Origin of the sequence: Klebsiella sp. LY (assembly GCF_004010915.1) — a bacterium.
Lineage (GTDB): Bacteria > Pseudomonadota > Gammaproteobacteria > Enterobacterales > Enterobacteriaceae > Klebsiella > Klebsiella quasipneumoniae.
In genome coordinates, this window is the sequence record NZ_CP022444.1 from 450,608 (window position 1) to 466,671 (window position 16,064).

15 protein-coding genes and 1 other RNA gene are annotated in these 16,064 nt (G+C 58.5%); 8 read left to right on the top strand and 8 right to left on the bottom strand.

Annotated features, from left to right (window positions below; genetic code table 11):
• The first annotated feature begins 433 nt into the window (after positions 1 to 433).
• Positions 434 to 754 (top strand): hypothetical protein, encoded by a 321-nt coding sequence (locus CE636_RS05015; protein WP_004203108.1) that lies wholly within the window; start codon positions 434 to 436, stop codon positions 752 to 754.
• A gap of 98 nt (positions 755 to 852) precedes the next feature.
• Here CE636_RS05015 and CE636_RS05020 read toward each other — a convergent pair whose 3' ends face one another.
• From CE636_RS05020 to CE636_RS05030, 3 genes are all read right to left on the bottom strand, one after another.
• The gene (locus tag CE636_RS05020; protein ID WP_004203110.1) at positions 853 to 1,101 is read right to left on the bottom strand and encodes a GlsB/YeaQ/YmgE family stress response membrane protein; all 249 of its coding nucleotides are present in this window, start codon (positions 1,099 to 1,101) and stop codon (positions 853 to 855) included.
• A 202-nt stretch (positions 1,102 to 1,303) separates the two neighbouring features.
• Positions 1,304 to 1,714 (bottom strand): 1,4-dihydroxy-2-naphthoyl-CoA hydrolase, encoded by a 411-nt coding sequence (gene menI / locus CE636_RS05025; protein ID WP_004203111.1) that lies wholly within the window; start codon positions 1,712 to 1,714, stop codon positions 1,304 to 1,306.
• Complete coding sequence (locus tag CE636_RS05030) at positions 1,711 to 4,767, bottom strand: FAD-binding and (Fe-S)-binding domain-containing protein (protein ID WP_017900784.1); 3,057 nt, start codon at positions 4,765 to 4,767, stop codon at positions 1,711 to 1,713. The genes menI and CE636_RS05030 overlap by 4 nt, the downstream gene beginning before the upstream one ends.
• Before the next feature lie 218 nt (positions 4,768 to 4,985).
• Between CE636_RS05030 and ydiK the strand changes: the two genes are divergently transcribed.
• On the top strand, positions 4,986 to 6,098 hold the full coding sequence (gene ydiK, locus CE636_RS05035; RefSeq protein WP_004203114.1) for an AI-2E family transporter YdiK: 1,113 nt from the start codon (positions 4,986 to 4,988) through the stop codon (positions 6,096 to 6,098).
• Positions 6,099 to 6,288: 190 nt separating this feature from the next.
• Positions 6,289 to 6,396: antisense sRNA RprA (gene rprA, locus CE636_RS05040), an RNA gene on the top strand.
• Positions 6,397 to 6,481: 85 nt separating this feature from the next.
• Here rprA and ppsA read toward each other — a convergent pair.
• Positions 6,482 to 8,860 (bottom strand): phosphoenolpyruvate synthase, encoded by a 2,379-nt coding sequence (ppsA, locus tag CE636_RS05045; protein ID WP_017900783.1) that lies wholly within the window; start codon positions 8,858 to 8,860, stop codon positions 6,482 to 6,484.
• Between the two features lie 75 nt (positions 8,861 to 8,935).
• Here ppsA and CE636_RS28550 point away from each other — a divergent pair, with 75 nt between their 5' ends.
• From CE636_RS28550 to hemP, 4 genes are all read left to right on the top strand, one after another.
• On the top strand, positions 8,936 to 9,055 hold the full coding sequence (locus CE636_RS28550; RefSeq protein WP_004203117.1) for a hypothetical protein: 120 nt from the start codon (positions 8,936 to 8,938) through the stop codon (positions 9,053 to 9,055).
• Positions 9,056 to 9,199: 144 nt separating this feature from the next.
• Positions 9,200 to 10,033, top strand: coding sequence for a pyruvate, water dikinase regulatory protein (locus CE636_RS05050; protein ID WP_002909061.1), 834 nt, complete (start codon positions 9,200 to 9,202; stop codon positions 10,031 to 10,033).
• Between the two features lie 154 nt (positions 10,034 to 10,187).
• Positions 10,188 to 11,234, top strand: coding sequence for a 3-deoxy-7-phosphoheptulonate synthase AroH (aroH, locus tag CE636_RS05055; RefSeq protein WP_004203118.1), 1,047 nt, complete (start codon positions 10,188 to 10,190; stop codon positions 11,232 to 11,234).
• A gap of 154 nt (positions 11,235 to 11,388) precedes the next feature.
• On the top strand, positions 11,389 to 11,568 hold the full coding sequence (hemP, locus tag CE636_RS05060; RefSeq protein WP_023290103.1) for a hemin uptake protein HemP: 180 nt from the start codon (positions 11,389 to 11,391) through the stop codon (positions 11,566 to 11,568).
• 29 nt (positions 11,569 to 11,597) lie between these two features.
• Here the strand turns inward: hemP and selO are convergent, their stop codons facing one another.
• From selO to CE636_RS05080, 4 genes are all read right to left on the bottom strand, one after another.
• Positions 11,598 to 13,040, bottom strand: a complete 1,443-nt coding sequence (gene selO, locus CE636_RS05065) for a protein adenylyltransferase SelO (RefSeq protein WP_017900781.1) — start codon at positions 13,038 to 13,040, stop codon at positions 11,598 to 11,600.
• A 113-nt stretch (positions 13,041 to 13,153) separates the two neighbouring features.
• The gene (locus CE636_RS05070) at positions 13,154 to 13,618 is read right to left on the bottom strand and encodes an NlpC/P60 family protein (protein ID WP_002909082.1); all 465 of its coding nucleotides are present in this window, start codon (positions 13,616 to 13,618) and stop codon (positions 13,154 to 13,156) included.
• A gap of 81 nt (positions 13,619 to 13,699) precedes the next feature.
• The gene (gene btuD, locus CE636_RS05075; RefSeq protein WP_017900780.1) at positions 13,700 to 14,449 is read right to left on the bottom strand and encodes a vitamin B12 ABC transporter ATP-binding protein BtuD; all 750 of its coding nucleotides are present in this window, start codon (positions 14,447 to 14,449) and stop codon (positions 13,700 to 13,702) included.
• On the bottom strand, positions 14,449 to 15,000 hold the full coding sequence (locus tag CE636_RS05080; RefSeq protein WP_004203124.1) for a glutathione peroxidase: 552 nt from the start codon (positions 14,998 to 15,000) through the stop codon (positions 14,449 to 14,451). The genes btuD and CE636_RS05080 overlap by 1 nt, the downstream gene beginning before the upstream one ends.
• Positions 15,001 to 15,236: 236 nt before the next feature.
• On the opposite strand from CE636_RS05080, the gene CE636_RS05085 reads away from it, so the two are divergent.
• Positions 15,237 to 16,037 carry a MetQ/NlpA family ABC transporter substrate-binding protein gene (locus CE636_RS05085; RefSeq protein ID WP_004203125.1) on the top strand — a complete coding sequence of 267 codons (801 nt, stop codon included), beginning with the start codon at positions 15,237 to 15,239 and terminating at the stop codon, positions 16,035 to 16,037.
• The last annotated feature ends 27 nt before the right edge of the window (positions 16,038 to 16,064 follow it).

A 16,064-nucleotide genomic window follows, 5' to 3' on the forward strand; every position in this document is an offset into this window, starting at 1 on the left:
ATTGCAACATGAGCTATCCTCATGTTGCTCCGCTAAGGGCAAGGTACGGTTCGCGGTATCATCATGAAGCCATGGTCAGGCGCGGCAGTTCAGGCAACGCCAGGCTAATAATCGTTTGTCCAGGGAATGCATGCAGGGTACAATCTTTAACCACTATAATACGTGCTGTGACCTGGCCGCCGTACCCGTTTGCTGGAGCTTTTGTCGTAAAGAATGATTGTTGATATCAGTATTATGTCGATGTGCATGGCCGTGCTGCTGATTATGAGCGTACTGCTGAATTAAGAGGCTCCCGAACACAATGACACCCGCTCTCATCTGACCTTCACATTCGCGAGGAATAAAGGAGATTCAGAGGATTCGCGCCGCACGGCATTGTCCCGCCTGCCGCCGCCCTCTACTCTTTATGCACTTGCTTATCGAGGATAACCAGATGAAAAAAGCTCTCTTTGCGCTGTTCGCTATTGCTGCCGTGGCCGCCGCCAGCGCTTTTGCGGCTGATAAAACCGACGCTCCGACGCCCGCTGTCGACAACGGCGGCCGTCCTCCGCTGGAGATGGGTCATGGTCCCCTGCCGCCGTTCCCGCCACCGTTTCCGCCGCGCAAGCCGGTGCTGTTTTCAGCAACGGTCGCGACCGATACGCCGGCGGAAACCATTAACAAACTAACCGCCCTGATCCCGACCGGTCAGGCGAAGCACTACGAAGTTCACGTGGAGGTGGTGCCGGTTGCGGAGGATGCCGACGGGCAATAGCCCTGGCGTGGGTACGCTGCCTGAGTCCTGCGATAATAAAAAAGCTGCCGCGATAAGCGGCAGCTTTTGTTAACTTGAATAAAACAGAATGCAGAGAATTAGCTGCGCACTTTACGGTAGATAAACAGCACAACCAGCGCACCGATTACCGCCACCACGAAGCTGCCGAAATTAAACCCGTCGACTTTGCCAAAACCAAAGAAGGTGCTGATCCAGCCGCCGACCACGGCGCCGATGATCCCCAGAATAATGGTTACAATAAACCCGCCGCCGTCTTTCCCCGGCATAATCCACTTGGCTAAAATACCGGCAATAAGTCCAAAAATGATCCAGGAAAGAATACCCATGGTTAACCGTCCTCTTGTTACCTTTATGCATTTCGTATTGAAAAGAGTAGCATATATAACGAGATTGGATCGGTGATAATCTATTTATTAGATAATTTCTTGCCGCTGCGCGGTAGTGTTCTCACGCCATCTCTCGCGCTGCCAGGCCCTTTGCCGCTTATTACCTTGAAAAAAGGGAGGCTATTCGCCTCCCCCTTACGGTTTATATTACCGCGGTGGTTAGCCGCGATGAACAGCACAATCGCGACTGTTCGTCGAAGATTTCAATTTGCCAGACCTGATGGCGAGTCCCGACGTGCAGCGCTTTGCACACGCCCCGCACCCGGCCCCCACGCGCTGAACGGATGTGGTTGGCGTTAACCTCCAGCCCCACCACCTTCTGTTCGCCTTCGCTGCACAGATAACCCGCCACCGACCCCAGCGTCTCCGCCAGCACCACCGACGCCCCGCCGTGCAGCAGACCAAACGGCTGCTGGGTGCGGCCATCCACCGGCATGGTGGCCTCCAGCGTATCGTCGGTAAACGTCTCAAAGCGAATATCCAACAGCCCTACCATGTTTCCCTCACCGAGCCGGTTGAGCTGCTCCAGCGTGGTCTGACGTTTCCAAATCATCCGATTATCTCCAGTAACGCCTGCAGCGGATGGCGAACGCCGCTGCCTTCAATGCGCTTCACCTGGCTGCGGCAGGAGTAGCCCGTCACCAGACAGCGGTTACGCGGCAGCCGCTGCATCGCCTGCTGCCAGGAGAGCGCGTAAATGGCCAGCGAGTTGGCATGGTTTTTCACTTCATGACCATAGGTGCCTGCCATCCCGCAGCACCCAACGCTGACGTTTTCCAGCTTCGCGCCGAAGTGGGCAAAAATCTCTGCCCACTGCTTTGTCGCCGCCGGCAGCGCGGTCACTTCCGTACAATGACCGAACAGGTACCAGGGCTCGCCGCCGAGATCGGGACGGGCGTTGGTCGGCAGGGCCTTCGGCAACCACTCATGCACCAGCATGACCTGGAAATCGCCGCGCTTGTCGCCGAGCGTTTGCTTATATTCATCGCGGTAGCAAAGCACCAGCGCCGGATCGACGCCGACCAGCGGCATACCCAGCTGCGCCACGCGGTTAAGGAAGTCTGCCGTTTTCTGCGCGGTGCGCGCGAAGCGGGTCAGGAATCCTTTAATATGCTGCGCCTTGCCGTTCGGCGAGAACGGCAGGAGCACCGGCTGATAGCCTAAGGCCTCGACCAGACGGATAAAGTCAGCCACCACCTGAGCGTCGTAATAGCTGGTGAAGGGATCCTGCACCACCAGCACCATCTTCGCCCTCTGCTCGTCGCTCAGCGCTTCGAGCTGCTCAAGGGTCATATTGGCGGAGCGGTGGCCGGCCATCTGCTGCTTCAGCGACGGCGCCGAGAGCAGCGGCAGATCGACCATCCCGATATGCTTCTCCGACAGCTTTTTCAGCCACGGCTGGTTAATGAAGAAGTTAAAGGTCTTCGGCGCCTGGGCCATCAGCGGCGCATAGGACTCCACCGACGCCACCAGATGATCCCGCACCGGACGCAGATAGCGGCTGTGATACAGCTGCAGGAAGCGCGAGCGGAACTCCGGGACATCGATTTTGATCGGGCACTGGGTCGAACAGGCTTTGCAGGCCAGACAGCCGGACATCGCCTCTTTGACCTCGTGCGAGAAGTCATATTCCCCTTTGCGCGCATGCCAACTGTTACGGGTGCGAGCCACCAGCGAGCGCAGGCTAACGCCCTGCTCCGGCAGCGCCTTCTCCAGCTGATTGGGATCGACGCCGCGATCCGCCAGCAGACGCAGCCATTCGCGGACCAGCGTCGCCCGCCCTTTCGGCGAGTGGATGCGCTGGTTGCTGACTTTCATCGACGGACACATCGGACTTTTTACGTCAAAGTTGAAGCACAACCCGTTGCCATTACACTCCATCGCCCCGCGCCAGCTGCTGCGCACCGCGATGGGGATCTGCCGATCCCAGGTGCCACGCTTCACCGCGTCGACTTTCATCATCGGCGCGTCGACCCCTTCCGGAGGACAGATTTTCCCTGGGTTCAGGCGGTTATCGGGATCGAAGACCGCTTTGATCTTCCTAAGTTCGCCGTACAGCGCCTCGCCAAAGAAGGCCGGGCTGTACTCCGCGCGAAAGCCTTTGCCATGTTCCCCCCACAGCAGGCCGCCATACTTCGCCGTCAGCGCCACCACATCGTCGGAGATCTGCTTCATCAGCACCTCCTGCTGCGGATCGCACATGTCCAGCGCCGGGCGCACATGCAGCACCCCGGCGTCGACGTGGCCAAACATGCCGTAGCTCAGGCCGTGGCTGTCGAGCAGCGCGCGGAACTCGACGATATAATCCGCCAGGTGTTCGGGCGGGACGCAGGTATCCTCGGCAAAGGGGATCGGCTTGGCGGCACCTTTGGCATTACCCAACAGGCCTACCGCCTTCTTGCGCATGGCATAGATGCGCTCCACGCCATCAAGATCGTGACAAACCTGCCAGCCGATGACTCCCGCCTCGCTGCGGGCCATCAGCTCGTCCAGCCGCTGGCACAGGGTGGTGACCTGCTGGTCAATCAGCGCCGCGTCATCCCCGGCGAATTCGACGATATTCAGCCCGAGCATCTCTTTATCAGGTACGTCGGTGATCAGTTCGTTCACCGAGTGCCAGACGATATCCTCGCGCGCCAGATTGAGGACCTTAGAGTCGACGGTCTCCACCGACAGGGCCTTGGCTTCCACCATAAAGGGTGCATTACGCAGCGCAGAGTCAAAGGAGTCATATTTGACGTTGACCAGCCGGCGCACCTTCGGCAGGCGGGTAATATCCAGCCGCGCTTCGGTAATAAACGCCAGCGTCCCTTCCGAACCGGTTAAAATTCGGGTCAGGTCGAACTCGCTCATCTCATCGTTAAAGACGTGGCGCAGATCGTATCCGGTGAGGAAGCGGTTGAGTTTGGGAAACTTATCCATGATCAGCTCGCGCTGCGCCTTGCAGCGCTGGTAGACCGTGTTGTAGATCCGGCCGATCGTCGAGGGCGTATTGCCCAGCGTCTCCGCCAGCGCCACCGGCACCGCCTGGGTATCGAGGATATCACCGCCCATCAGCACCGCCCGCAGGCCAAGCACGTGATCCGACGTCTTACCGTACACCAGCGATCCCTGTCCGGACGCGTCGGTGTTAATCATCCCGCCCAGGGTAGCGCGGTTGCTGGTGGAGAGCTCCGGGGAAAAGAAATAGCCATAGGGCTTGAGAAACTGATTCAGCTGATCTTTGATGACTCCGGCTTCAACGCGCACCCAACCCTCTTCGGGGTTGATTTCGATAATGCGGTTCATATAGCGGGACATATCGACGATAATTCCGCCGTTCAGCGCCTGGCCGTTAGTGCCGGTGCCGCCGCCGCGCGGGGTGAAGATCAGCGATTTAAAGCGTGGTTCGGCGGCGACGCGCGCCAGTAGCGCGACGTCTGCCGTGGAACGTGGAAAAAGGACCGCATCCGGCAGCAGCTGATAGACGCTGTTGTCGGTGGCCATCGTCAGCCTGTCGGCATAGCTGGTGGCGGTATCGCCGGTAAAACCCTGTTGCTCCAGTACCTGCAAAAAATTCAGCACCAGCTGAACTACCCCTGGCGCCTGAGAAATTTGTGGGATCATCACACTTGACCCTGCCTGACTATGTTGTGTTTGAAAATATTGTGTTGGTGCTAACTAAACGTTTGCGTAGCGCATTCAACTTTTTATCACATTTTTTTCATATGCGCCCACGTGTTTTCTGTGCAAAATCAGCCCGGCAAAATTATTGATATTATTATCAGTACATGGATTTACGCGGCGCCAGCTTTTTGGCGCGACTGGAAAGGTAAAATTTATCTATGATTAACCCCCATCAGCCTCGGGACATACCGCAAATACTGCTGTCGGTGCTGTTCCTGGCCCTGATTATCATATCCTGCCTGTGGGTTGTGCAGCCGTTTATTCTGTCCTTCGCCTGGGCCGGCACCGTGGTGATCGCCACCTGGCCGGTGCTGCTGCGTCTGCAGCGTGTGCTGTTCGGCAAACGGATGCTGGCGGTGCTGGCGATGACCCTGCTGCTGTTTTTGCTATTCGTTATTCCTATCGCTCTGCTGGTCAACAGCCTGGTGGATAACAGCGTTCCGCTGATCAAACTCATCAGCAGCGGAAATGTGACGCTGCCGGATTTCGCCTGGCTCAACAGCGTGCCGCTGGTGGGCGATAAGCTCTACTCCGCCTGGCATGGCCTGCTGGATATGGGCGGCTCGGCGATTATGGCCAAGGTTCGCCCCTATATTGGCACCACTACCAGCTGGTTTGTCGGTCAGGCGGCGCACATCGGCAAGCTTCTGGTCTACTGCGGTTTGATGCTGCTGTTCAGCGCGTTGCTCTACTGGCGCGGTGAGCAGGTGGCCTACGGTTTCCGCTATTTCGCCACGCGCCTGGCGGCTAAACGCGGTGACGCCGCCGTGCTGCTGGCCGGCCAGGCCGTGCGCGCCGTGGCGCTGGGCGTGGTGGTGACAGCCCTCACCCAGGCGGTGCTGGGCGGTATCGGCCTTGCCATCTCCGGCGTGCCCTACGCCGCTCTGCTGACCGTGGTGATGATCTTTACCTGTCTGGTCCAGCTCGGGCCTTTGCTGGTTCTGGTGCCGTCGATTATCTGGCTTTACTGGAGCGGGGACACCACCTGGGGCACCGTGCTGCTGGTGTGGAGCTGCGTGGTCGGCACCATGGACAACGTTATCCGCCCGGTGCTTATCCGCATGGGCGCCGACCTGCCGATGATCCTCATTCTTACCGGCGTCATTGGCGGCCTGATCGCCTTCGGCATGATCGGTCTGTTTATCGGTCCGGTGCTGCTGGCCGTCTCCTGGCGCCTGTATGACGCCTGGGTGCACGAAGTGCCGCCGCCGCCGAAAGACCCCGACGTCGTGCTCGAAGAGCTCAGCGAGCTGGAGGCCGGGCGCAAGTAATGCATTGTCAGGCGGGGAGACCCGCCTGTTTCCCCGCCAGCACAATTGTTAAGCAAAATTTATTGATCGCCGGCTCAACGCCAGACTTGTAGGCCCCTCACCCGCGTTTCACCTTCCGGACCTTCACAACAATTTAACTATTGAGAGGAATCTGATCGACGGCAAAGGCCCCGCTGCCTACTATTAGCTCACGGTTATAAATCAACACCTTGATTTATAAGCATGGAAATCCCCTGAGTGAAACAACGAATTGCTGTGTGTAGTCTTTGCCCATCTCCCACGATGGGCTTTTTTTTGTCCTGCGCTCACGTCGCCTGGCGCTCTGACACAGGCAAAAAAAATCCCCGGCATCGCTGCCGGGGATCGGTGTTGTCAGGGCGAACTTATTTATTCAGTTCCGCCAGACCTAACCAGGTTTGCACCACGGTGTCCGGGTTGAGGGACAGGCTATCGATCCCCTCCTCCATCAGCCAGGCGGCAAAATCTTCATGGTCAGACGGCCCCTGGCCGCAGATGCCGACGTATTTACCCTGCTGCTTCGCGGCGCGGATCGCCATCGACAGCAGGGCTTTCACCGCGTCGTTGCGTTCATCAAACAGCTCAGAGACCACGCCGGAGTCGCGGTCCAGACCGAGCGCCAGCTGGGTCATGTCGTTCGAACCGATGGAGAAGCCGTCGAAGTATTCGAGGAACTGCTCCGCCAGCAATGCGTTCGACGGGATCTCGCACATCATGATGATCTTCAGCCCGTTCTCGCCGCGCTTCAGCCCCTGACGCTCCAGCTCTTCGACCACCGCTTTCGCCTGGGCAACGGTACGGACGAACGGCACCATCACTTCTACGTTGATCAGCCCCATGTCGTTACGCACGCGCTTCATGGCTTCACATTCCAGCGCGAAGCAGTCGCGGAAGCTTTCGGAAACGTAGCGTCCGGCACCGCGGAAGCCGAGCATCGGGTTCTCTTCTTCCGGCTCATAGCGCTCGCCGCCTACCAGGTTGGCGTATTCGTTCGACTTGAAGTCCGACAGACGCACGATCACCCGTTTCGGATAGAAAGCGGCACCGAGGGTGGCGATCCCTTCGGTCAGGCGGCCAACGTAGAACTCTCTCGGCGAATCGTAGCCTTTCATCAGCTCGCGGATTTCGTTCTGCAGGCCCGGCTCCTGGTCGTCAAACTCCAGCAGCGCGCGCGGGTGCACGCCAATCATGCGGTTGATGATAAACTCCAGCCGCGCCAGACCCACGCCTTCGTTCGGCAGGCAGGCGAAGTCGAAGGCGCGATCCGGGTTGCCGACGTTCATCATCACCTTCAGCGGCAGATCCGGCATGTCGCCGACGCTGGAGCTCTTGACGCTGAAGTCGAGCAGCTCGGCGTAGACATAGCCGGTATCGCCTTCGGCGCAGGAGACGGTCACGTTCTGGTTTTCCTGAATGCGATCGGTGGCATCGCCGCAGCCGACCACCGCCGGAATACCCAGCTCACGGGCGATGATCGCCGCGTGGCAGGTACGGCCGCCGCGGTTGGTGACGATCGCCGAGGCTTTCTTCATGATCGGTTCCCAGTCCGGGTCGGTCATATCGGTAACCAGCACGTCGCCCGGCTCAATGCGGTTCATCTCGCTGATATCGTGGATCACCTTCACCGGACCGGCGCCAATGCGATGGCCGATGGCGCGCCCTTCGGCGATGATCTGCCCCTGAGCGTGGAGGGTATAACGCTCCATCACCTGGCCGCGGGAACGCACGGTTTCCGGACGCGCCTGGACGATAAACAGCTTACCGGTGTGGCCATCTTTCGCCCACTCGATATCCATCGGACGGCCGTAGTGCTTCTCGATCTGCACCGCCTGCTTCGCCAGCTCCTGCACCTCCTCGTTGGTTAACGAGAAGATATCGCGCTGCGCCTGCGGCACATCTTCGATACGCACCTGCTTGCCGTGCTCCTGGGTCGGCGCGTAAACCATGCGGATCTTTTTCGAGCCCATAGTGCGGCGCACGATCGCCGGGCGGCCAGCGGCCAGCGTCGGTTTGTGGACGTAGAATTCGTCCGGGTTCACCGCGCCCTGCACCACCATCTCGCCCAGACCCCACGCCGAGGTGATAAACACCACCTGGTCAAAGCCGGATTCGGTATCGATGGAGAACATGACGCCGGAGGAGGCCAGATCGGAGCGGACCATCCTCTGCACCCCGGCGGAGAGCGCCACGCCGCGATGATCGTAACCCTGATGCACGCGATAGGAGATCGCGCGATCGTTAAACAGTGAAGCAAATACGTGCTTCACGGCAACGAGCACGGCGTCAAAGCCCTGCACGTTGAGGAATGTCTCTTGCTGCCCGGCGAAGGAGGCATCCGGCATATCTTCCGCGGTGGCGGAAGAGCGCACGGCGAATGAGGCCTCGGCGTCATCGGCGGACAGCAGGTCATAAGCATCGCGAATCGCGTTTTCCAGTTCGCTCTGGAAGGGGGTATCGATGATCCACTGTCGGATCTGCGCGCCCGCTTTCGCTAATGCGGAAACGTCGTCAATGTCGGTTTCATCCAGCAGCGCATAGATGCGCTGGTTAACACCGCTTTGGTCCAGGAACTGGTTGAAAGCATCAGCGGTGGTGGCAAACCCGTTAGGTACGGAAACACCCATACCGGACAGATTCGTAATCATTTCACCAAGGGAGGCATTTTTGCCCCCAACTCTGTCTACATCATTCATGCCGAGTTGGTTATACCAAAGCACCAGCGGTGACGAGCCATTGTTGGACATCGAGACAATCCTTTTGTGATTTAATACCAGTGAAAAAAATTTCACGATCGACTGCAAGATTATCCTGACATATTTATGGTGCTGAAAAAAACGGTGAATCGTTCAAGCAAATTATTTTTTCTTTTTTCGGACTGTTCCTCTGATATAGATAACTTGATGATTTTTAGGAATTATGACGAGAAACGCTGGAAATAACGGCAAAAAAAAGAAAATGAACCACCCTTTTCATAAAAAACAAAAATAGTGTTTCAATTTTAACAAGAGACAAATCAAACAGGGATATGCTTAAATTTAATATCCGCTTTCAGGCAATTAAACTCATTATACCGGATGGTCAAAATGGAAAGTGCTGTAGATCGCCACGTATTTTATATTTCTGACGGTACCGCCATTACGGCGGAGGTGCTGGGACATGCCGTCATGTCGCAATTCCCGGTCGCCATCAGCAGCGTGACCCTGCCGTTTGTGGAAAATATCAGCCGTGCGCGGGCGGTGAAAGAGCAGATTGACGCGATTTATCAGCAAACGGGCATCCGCCCGCTGGTGTTCTATTCCATCGTCATTCCGGAGATCCGCGATATCATTCTGCAAAGCGAGGGCTTTTGTCAGGATATCGTTCAGGCGCTGGTGGCCCCGCTGCAGCAGGAGCTCAACCTCGACCCGACCCCGGTGGCGCACCGCACCCACGGCCTGAACCCCGGGAACCTGATCAAATACGATGCGCGTATCGCCGCCATCGATTACACCCTCGCCCATGACGATGGCATCTCGCTGCGCAACCTTGACCAGGCGCAGGTGATCCTCCTCGGCGTGTCGCGCTGCGGCAAGACGCCCACCAGTCTGTACCTCGCCATGCAGTACGGCATTCGCGCCGCCAACTATCCGTTTATCGCCGACGATATGGACAATCTGGTTCTGCCGGCCTCGCTGAAACCCCTGCAGCATAAGATGTTCGGCCTGACCATCAATCCGGAACGTCTGGCGGCGATCCGCGAGGAGCGCCGGGAGAACAGCCGCTACGCCTCGCTGCGCCAGTGTCGGATGGAAGTGACCGAAGTGGAGGCGCTGTATCGCAAGAATAAAATCCCCTGCCTGAACAGCACCAACTATTCCGTTGAGGAAATAGCGACAAAAATCATGGACATCATGGGGCTGAATCGCAGGATGTACTAATACACTAGTACATTATTAAAAATTTGTTTATGCTATCACCCGTGGCCTATACAGGATCATGCCCTGCTCTTGCAATAAGCAGGGATTGGTTTATCGTGATGCGCATCACTTCCCGGCATTTTCGCTGGCGAAGAAACAGATTTTTGAGACCCCAATGAATAAAACAGACGAATTGCGTACCGCGCGCATTGAAAGCCTGGTAACGCCCGCGGAGCTGGCCCAGCGCCATCCCGTTACGGCCGACGTGGCCGCCCACGTCTCGGCCTCCCGTCGCCGAATTGAAAAAATCCTCAACGGCGAAGACCGCCGCCTGCTGGTGATTATCGGCCCCTGCTCCATTCACGACACCGACGCGGCGATGGAGTATGCCCGCCGCCTGCAGACCATGCGCGAGCGCTACCAGCCGCAGCTGGAGATCGTGATGCGCACCTACTTTGAAAAACCCCGTACTGTGGTGGGCTGGAAAGGCTTAATCTCCGATCCGGACCTCAACGGCAGCTACCGGGTCAACCACGGGATTGAGCTGGCACGGCGCCTGCTGCTGCAGGTCAATGAGCTGGGGGTGCCGACGGCCACCGAGTTTCTCGATATGGTGACCGGTCAGTTTATCGCCGATCTCATCAGCTGGGGAGCCATCGGGGCGCGCACCACTGAAAGTCAGATTCACCGTGAAATGGCTTCGGCGCTCTCCTGCCCGGTCGGGTTTAAAAACGGCACCGACGGCAATACGCGCATCGCCGTGGACGCCATCCGCGCCTCCCGCGCCAGCCATATGTTCCTCTCCCCGGACAAGCAGGGGCAGATGACGATTTACCAGACCAGCGGCAACCCGTTCGGGCATATCATTATGCGCGGCGGCAAACGGCCGAACTATCACGCCGAGGACATCGCCGCCGCCGGCGAGGCGCTGCGGGAATTCGATCTGCCGGAGCAGCTGGTGGTCGACTTCAGCCATGGCAACTGCCAGAAGCAGCATCGCCGTCAGCTGGAGGTGTGCGCCGATATCTGTCAGCAAATTCGCGCGGGCTCTACCGCCATCGCCGGCATTATGGCGGAGAGCTTCCTGCAGGAAGGGACCCAGAAAGTGGTTCCCGGCCAGCCGCTGGCCTGGGGCCAGTCGATCACCGATCCCTGCCTGAGCTGGGAAGACAGCGAACGTTTATTGAGCGAGCTGGCGGCCGCCACGGCCACCCGTCTGTGACCGCTCCGCCCGCCGCGCATGCGGTGGGCGAACCCCTTCTGACATTCCCTACCAAATTCGGTAACACGATAAATAACGCTTGCCGTCAAAAACAACATTATTGATAATGATTATCATTGTTGCTTTGATTTTTATTTTGAGAGCTATGACGCGTATGGATAACACTGCCACAGCTGAAAAACCAAAAGACAATGCCCCCTATCCCGTGGCGACGGACAGACAGATCAGCAGTCGGGTTCTGTTAGGCAGCGAAGGACGGGTAGTCATTGAGCATGGCGGCCAGCGCTATCTGCTGCGCCAGACCCACGCCGGGAAGTTGATCCTGACCAAATAGTCGCCCCGCGGTGCGCGGGGCGAGGCGAGTTAGCTCGAGCAGCTGACTTCCAGACGTTTCCCCCAGTCCGGCGGCCGGCGGACGTAGTCGTCCTCGCGATCGGTGAAAGGATCGGCCAGCGCGGCATGCAGACGCTCCAGCTCCCCCATATCGCCAGCCTCAGCCTGCTCGATCGCCCGCTGCGCCAGCCAGTTACGTAATACCAGCGCCGGGTTGACGCCCTGCATCCGCTGCTGGCGCTGGGCATCCCCCACCTGTTCATCACGCAGCCGCGCGCGATATCCGGCGAACCAGCTGTCGAAAGCCGCACGGTCGATAAACTCGTCGCGCAGCGGCGAGGCGGCGCTGAGCTGTTCGCTGTGGCTCAGCAGGCGGAACGTTCGGGTATAGTCGCTTCTCTCGCGGATCATCAGGGCAAACAGACCGTCGAGCAGGTCGTTATCCCCTTTCTGCTGGCTGAACAGGCCAAGCTTGTCGCGCATCCGCTGGCCATAGGCGGTCAGCAAGGCGTGCTGATACTCATCCAGCGTCGCATTCAGCGCTTCGGCGCTGATAAACGGCGACAGCGACTGGGCCAGACGCTGCAGATTCCACAGCCCCACCGCCGGCTGGTTTTCAAAACTGTAGCGCCCCTGATAGTCGGAATGGTTGCAGATGAAGTCCGGCTGAAAATCGTCAAGGAAGCCATACGGGCCGTAGTCGATGGTCAAACCGAGAATCGACATGTTGTCGGTATTCATCACCCCATGGGCAAAGCCCACGGTTTGCCAGCTGGCGATGGTCTGCGCGGTACGCGTGACAACGTCACGGAACCATAACAGGTACTTGTCCGCCTCATCCTGCAGCTGCGGCCAGTGGTGGCGAATGACATAGTCGGCCAGCTGCTGGACCTTCTGCGGCTCGCGACGATAGTAAAAATGTTCGAAATGGCCAAAGCGGACATGGCTCTCGGCCACCCGCATCAGCATCGCGCCAGGCTCCACGCGCTCGCGGTAGACCGGCGTATCGCTGGTCACCATCGCCAGGGCGCGCGTCGTCGGGATCCCCAGGGCGTGCATCGCCTCTGACGCCAGACTCTCCCGGATCGTCGAGCGCAGCACGGCGCGGCCGTCCCCCATCCGCGAATAGGGGGTCAGGCCGGCGCCTTTCAGATGCCAGTCGTAACGACGGCCATCCGCCAGCTGCTGCTCGCCGAGCAGGATCCCGCGGCCGTCGCCCAGCTGGCCGGCCCAGGCGCCAAACTGATGGCCGCTGTATACCTGCGCCAGCGGGGACATGCCCGGGAGCAGCGCTTCCCCGCCCCAGACGCCGGCCCCGTTTTCAGGCGCAAACAGCGCGTCAGGGACGCCCAGCTGTTGCGCCAGCGGGGCGTTGCGCCAGATGAGTCGGGCGTTATCCAGCGGCGTTGGTGACAGGGAGGTGTAAAAGTCCGGCAGTTCATCCCGCCAGTGGGTGGTAAAAGAAAGGGTCATGATTCCTCCTCTCTCCAGTGTAGTGCCTGGAACAGCGGATTAACACGGGCGGAGTGCAGGGTTATCGGCATAAAAAAGGGAAGCGCTCGCTTCCCTCAGGCCGCTGAATGACGTCAGATACGCCGCGCCTGCCAGAACTTTTTGTTCCAGTAGACGTTATCCAGCGAGGAACGGGTGACGCCCTGACTGGTGGAGGCATGTATAAACTGGTTATCGGTATCGTAGATGCCGACGTGCAGGCCGCTTTCGCCTGAGCCGGTTTTGAAGAACACCAGATCGCCAGGCAGCAGATCGCGCTTATCAATCCGGGTACCGATTTCCGCCTGCTCGCGGGTTTCGCGCGGCAGCTGGAGGGCAAATTTATCGCGAAACGTGCGCACCACAAAGCCGGAGCAGTCGACGCCGCGCGGCGTCATGCCGCCGTAGCGATACGGTGCGCCGCGCCAGCTGCGCAGCTGCTCGTTCAGATTCGCCACCACCGTAATGGAGTCAGCCAGCCGAGGATTCGGCGGCGGTGCCCGATGGCTGCTGCAGCCGGCTAAAATTAACGCCGCCGCCAACATGAACCAGAAGCGCATTTCAGATGATCCCTCTGTCCCTAGTCTCTTTATCGCAATAATTTAGCTTGTTTATCAATATAGTGACAAGATAACTGCGTGCTACTGTGACGCGATGAGCATAATATGACCGGCCACCTCCACGCGCTGGAACGGGATCGCATAGGCGGCGGTTAAATTTTCCTCATTCAGCACCTCGGCGGTCTCCCCGCAGGCGATGGCTTCCCCCTGGCAGAGCAGCCAGCTCTGTCCGGCATGGCGCAAAGTGTGGTTGAGATCGTGACTGCTCATCACCACCGCAATTCCCGCCGCGCTTAGCTCGCGTAACAGCCGATCCAGCGCCGCCTGCTGGGCCACATCCAGACTGTTCATCGGCTCATCCAGCAGCAGCAGTTGACCCACGGGATTGCTTAAGGGATCGATCTGCAGGATCACTGCCGCCAGCCGCACGCGCTGCCACTCGCCGCCCGACAGCTGATTGACCGGACGGCCCAGCTTATTGTCCAGACCAAGCCGGGCCGCGATATCGCTCAGACGGGCGCTATCACCCTGCTGCTGCATATGCAGCGCCAGGTAGTGCCACACCGGCATGGCGAACGGCGGGGTCTGGTGTTGACACAGATATCCGCGACGGCGCGCCAGCTCCGTCGCCGGCCACTCGTCAAGCCGTCGTCCGTTAAAATGAATCGTACCGGGGCCGTCGGACAGTCCCGCCATGCGGGCCAGCAGCGTGCTCTTCCCTGCGCCGTTAGGCCCCACCAGGTGGACGATCTCCCCGGCGCGAAAGGCCGCAGAAAACGGGGCCAAACGCCCCGCCGCTTCTACATCCTGTAGCTGCATCAGAAACGACATTATTTCGCCAGCGCTCCTTTAATCGCCGCCACCAGCTGCGGATCGTCCGGCGTCATGTCCGGAGAGAAGCGCTGAATGACGTTGCCCTGGCGATCGACGAGGAATTTTTCGAAATTCCACAGAATGTCGTCCACGTACAGCGGCGCCCGGCCCTTGCTGGCCATCCGCTCATAAAAACCGCTGCCTTCCGGGGCCACCGCCTTCGGCGCGGCAGCAACCAGCTTTTGATAGAGCGGCGCGCGATGTTCGCCGTTGACGTCAATCTTGCTGAACAGCGGGAAGGTGACGCCGTAGGTGGTGCTGCAGAAGGTCTTAATCTCTTCTTCACTGCCCGGCTCCTGGCCGAGGAACTGGTTGCAGGGGAAGCCCAGGACGCTGAAGCCCTCGCCGGCAAACTGCTTTTGCAGGTCCTCCAGTTGCTCATACTGCGGCGTCAGGCCGCATTTGGAGGCCACATTGACGATCAGCAGCACCTTGCCGGCAAAGGATGCCAGGGTGGTTTTCTCGCCATCAATGGTCGTCACTTCGGTATTCAGAATGTCATGTTGCATAGCCTGTCCTCAATGGATAAACCGGTTTCCGGTGAAGGTGATCCCTATCTACTGTAGCGGATTCAGCGCCCGCCATTCTACTGCCAATCCCCGCGAGTTGTCGCATGATGTAACAGCGCTTCGCTGCCCGTCGGCAACATGAAATCCTCTCAATTGGGCAGGCAACCATTTCCGTGTACAGTGTTCCATGAATGTAATATGGTTTTGTTACTTGTTAATTTAAGAGAGTTTTATTGATGAAGAAGTTGTTTAGCCTGGCGTTAATCGCCGCCTCTGTCGCCCTGCTGAGCGCCTGCTCTCCGGATGAAGATAATAAAGTGAAAGTCGCTATCAATACCGGGCCGGACGAAGCCATCTGGAAAGTAGTGGAGCAGGTAGCGAAGGATAAATATCACCTCGACGTCGAAGTGGTCTCCTTCAATGATTACGTGCTGCCTAACGAAGCGCTGAACAACAAAGATGTGGATGCCAACGCCTTCCAGACCCTGCCTTACCTTGAGGCGCAGTCGAAGGAGCGCGGCTATAAATTCGCGGTGGTGGGTAAAACCTTTGTCTTCCCTATCGCCGCCTATTCACATCGTATCAAAAATATCAGCGAGCTCCCTGAGGGGGCGACAGTGACCATCTCTAATGAAACCACCACCCTGGGCCGCAGCCTGCTGCTGCTTCAGGCGCAGGGACTGCTCAAGCTGAAACCGGGCGTCGGCTATTTACCCACCACGCTGGATATCATCGACAACCCAAAACAGCTGAAAATTGTGGAGGTGGATACCCCGCAGCTGACTCGTACTCTGGATGACCCGAACGTCAGCCTGTCAATCATTAACACCAACTTCTCCGCCCAGGCCGGCCTGTCGGCCGCCCGCGACGGCCTGTTCATGGAGGGACCGGATTCCCCTTACGTGAATGCGATCGTCGCCCGCGAGGATAACAAGGACAGCAAGAAAATTCAGGAACTGAAAGCCGCCTTCCAGACCAGTGAAGTCGCGGAAAAAGCGAAGGAAGTCTACAAAGGCGACGCGATCAAAGGCTGGTAAGCCCGAGCCGGCGCCGTCCCTGCAGAC

Bases quoted from the DNA above. Each gene is read 5' to 3' on its own strand.
- hemP (WP_023290103.1), top strand. From the start codon at position 11,389: ATGGATAACACTGCCACAGCTGAAAAACCAAAAGACAATGCCCCCTAT.
- CE636_RS05080 (WP_004203124.1), bottom strand. From the start codon at position 15,000: ATGCAACATGACATTCTGAATACCGAAGTGACGACCATTGATGGCGAG.
- btuD (WP_017900780.1), bottom strand. From the start codon at position 14,449: ATGTCGTTTCTGATGCAGCTACAGGATGTAGAAGCGGCGGGGCGTTTG.
- menI (WP_004203111.1), bottom strand. From the start codon at position 1,714: ATGATTTGGAAACGTCAGACCACGCTGGAGCAGCTCAACCGGCTCGGT.
- CE636_RS05085 (WP_004203125.1), top strand. From the start codon at position 15,237: ATGAAGAAGTTGTTTAGCCTGGCGTTAATCGCCGCCTCTGTCGCCCTG.
- CE636_RS28550 (WP_004203117.1), top strand. From the start codon at position 8,936: ATGGTGCTGAAAAAAACGGTGAATCGTTCAAGCAAATTATTTTTTCTT.
- ppsA (WP_017900783.1), bottom strand. From the start codon at position 8,860: ATGTCCAACAATGGCTCGTCACCGCTGGTGCTTTGGTATAACCAACTC.
- CE636_RS05070 (WP_002909082.1), bottom strand. From the start codon at position 13,618: ATGCGCTTCTGGTTCATGTTGGCGGCGGCGTTAATTTTAGCCGGCTGC.
- CE636_RS05050 (WP_002909061.1), top strand. From the start codon at position 9,200: ATGGAAAGTGCTGTAGATCGCCACGTATTTTATATTTCTGACGGTACC.
- ydiK (WP_004203114.1), top strand. From the start codon at position 4,986: ATGATTAACCCCCATCAGCCTCGGGACATACCGCAAATACTGCTGTCG.
- CE636_RS05030 (WP_017900784.1), bottom strand. From the start codon at position 4,767: ATGATCCCACAAATTTCTCAGGCGCCAGGGGTAGTTCAGCTGGTGCTG.
- selO (WP_017900781.1), bottom strand. From the start codon at position 13,040: ATGACCCTTTCTTTTACCACCCACTGGCGGGATGAACTGCCGGACTTT.
- CE636_RS05015 (WP_004203108.1), top strand. From the start codon at position 434: ATGAAAAAAGCTCTCTTTGCGCTGTTCGCTATTGCTGCCGTGGCCGCC.
- aroH (WP_004203118.1), top strand. From the start codon at position 10,188: ATGAATAAAACAGACGAATTGCGTACCGCGCGCATTGAAAGCCTGGTA.
- CE636_RS05020 (WP_004203110.1), bottom strand. From the start codon at position 1,101: ATGGGTATTCTTTCCTGGATCATTTTTGGACTTATTGCCGGTATTTTA.